General features: G+C 72.4%; 2 protein-coding genes. One reads left to right on the forward strand and one right to left on the reverse strand.

The annotated features are described in order from the left end of the window. A partial coding sequence (locus GKQ77_RS31950; protein WP_219692608.1) for a DMT family transporter occupies window positions 1-909 on the reverse strand: 909 nt, incomplete at its 3' end. Between the two features lie 228 nt (window positions 910-1,137). Here GKQ77_RS31950 and GKQ77_RS31955 point away from each other — a divergent pair. Then, window positions 1,138-2,064 carry a LysR family transcriptional regulator gene (locus GKQ77_RS31955; protein ID WP_219692607.1) on the forward strand — a complete coding sequence of 309 codons (927 nt, stop codon included), beginning with the start codon at window positions 1,138-1,140 and terminating at the stop codon, window positions 2,062-2,064. Window positions 2,065-2,153 lie beyond the last annotated feature (89 nt).

Genomic DNA, 2,153 nt, shown 5'->3' on the forward strand with positions numbered 1-2,153 from the left:
ACCCCACCCCCGCCACCCCTTTTCGCTCCTGTTCTCACTCTCGTTTTCACTCCTGTTTTCACTTCTGTTTTCACTTCTGGTCAGCCCCACCCCCGCAAGCACCACCGCCATGCCCACCACGACCCTCGTCCCGATCTCCTCGCCGAGCACGAGCGCGCCGAGGGCCACCGAGACCACCGGCAGCAGATAGCCGACGGTGGCGGCGGCGGTGGGGCCCTCGTCCGCGATGAGACGGGAGTTGAGGTGGAAGGTGACGCCCGTACCGAGCGTGCCCAGGATGACGACCGCGACGATCCCCGTGAGCGTCGGCGACGACGTGCCGGCCGGGGCGGCGGGCAGGGCGAGCGTGGTCAGGCCGGTAGCGGTGAGCAGCTGGGCCGCGGAGAGGGCCAGCGGCGCCGAGTCGCGGGCGATGAGGTGGCGGGCCATGTAGGCGAAGGCGACCGCGTAACTGGCCGCCGCGGCGAGCAGCGCAAGCGCCCCCCAACTGGCCAGTCCCGTCCGCTGCCAGGGCGCGAAGATCAGCAGGGTGCCCGCGAACCCGAGCAGCAGGCCGGTGAGGCGGAGCGGCCCGAGGCGGCGTTCGGTGCGCAGCATCAGGCCGATGGCGAGGGACCACAGAGGGGTCGTGGCGTTCAGTACGCCGGCGACGCCCGAGTCGACGGTCTGCTCGCCGAGGCTGAAGAGGAAGAACGGCAGGGCGTTGCAGAAGAAGGCGGCCACGGCCAGCCGCCCCCAGATCCGCCTGCCGCGCGGCATCCGCTGCCCGGCGGCGCGGGCCAGGACGAGCAGAACGGCGGCACCGAGCGCGCACCGGATGATCGTGAGATGCAGGGGCGCGAGGCCGCCGCTGAGGGCGAGCTTGATCCAGAGGAAGCCGGAGCCCCAGAGAAGGGTGAGGACGGCCATGCGTACGAGGGTGGCGCGGGGTCCGCTGAGCACGGTTCGCCTCCTGACTTCGAGGGGGGCGGGACGGGACGGCAAGGCACGCCACGGCACGTCATGGCAAGGGGCAAGGGGCAAGGGGCAAGGCAAGACCCTCGTACGGTCCCCCGCCCCTCACCCATAAGACAAGCGAAAAGATCTGGATCCAGAATTAAGCTGTGCTGCACGCTCCGACGACGGCACACTGGCCGCATGCTTGATATGCGGCGCATGCAGATCCTGCGGGCGGTGGTCACCAGTGGCTCGGTCACCGCGGCGGCCCGGAACCTCGGGTACACGCCCTCGGCCGTCAGCCAGCAGATGGCGGCCCTGGAGAAGGAGGCGGGCATCGCGCTCCTGGAACGCAACGGCCGCGGAGTGCGCCCCACGGACGCGGGCCGCGTGCTCACGGAGTACGCCACGCTCATCGGCCGCCACGCCGCCGAGGCGGAGACCGCGCTCGCCGAACTGCGCGCGGGGCGCAAGGGCCGCGTCTCGATGCGGTACTTCGCCACGGCGGGGGCACCCCTCGTCGCCCCCGCGCTCGCGGCGCTGCGGCACGAACAGCCCGGCGTACAGGTGGAGTTGAAGCTCTACGAACCGGACGACCCGGTTACGGAGGTGAAGGCGCGGCGGGCCGACGTGGCACTGGTGGTCGGGCCGCGGGACCGCGCGGAGGAGGACGGGATCCGGTACGTGCACCTGTTGGACGACCGTTATCGGGCGGTGCTCCCGCGGGGCCATCGGCTCGCCGAACGGGCGGTGCTGGAGATGACGGACCTCGCGGAGGAGGCGTGGGTGGCGGGCGAGACGCCGGGCCCGTGCCTGGACCCGGTGCTCGACGCGTGCGCGGCGGCGGGCTTCACCCCGGACTTCGTGGTGGAGAGCGGGGACTACGCCACGGCCCAGGGTTTCGTCGCCGCCGGCCTCGGCATCACCCTCATCCCCGAGCTGGGCCTGGCCGCCGGGCACCGCCCCGACGTGGTCGTACGAGAGGTCAGGGGCCCGGAGCCGGTACGCGCGATCCACGCGGCGGTACGGGCCGGCTCACCGGTCCAACCGGCGCTGCGGGGGTTGCTGGAGGCGTTGCGAGTGGCGGCGGGGTCTGGCGGGGCGCCACGCGAAGAAACCTCACCGTAAAGCCCCGCCTCCCGGCCCTCGCCGCAAGAGGCCCCGCTCCAAAGCCCCGCCTCCCGGCCCTCGCCTCAAGAGGCCCCACGCCAAAGCCC

This window comes from Streptomyces anatolicus, assembly GCF_019400875.1.
GTDB classification, from domain to species: Bacteria; Actinomycetota; Actinomycetes; order Streptomycetales; family Streptomycetaceae; genus Streptomyces; species Streptomyces anatolicus.

Coding starts and splice junctions, on each gene's coding strand:
- GKQ77_RS31955 (WP_219692607.1), top strand. CDS start 1,138: ATGCTTGATATGCGGCGCATGCAGATCCTGCGGGCGGTGGTCACCAGT.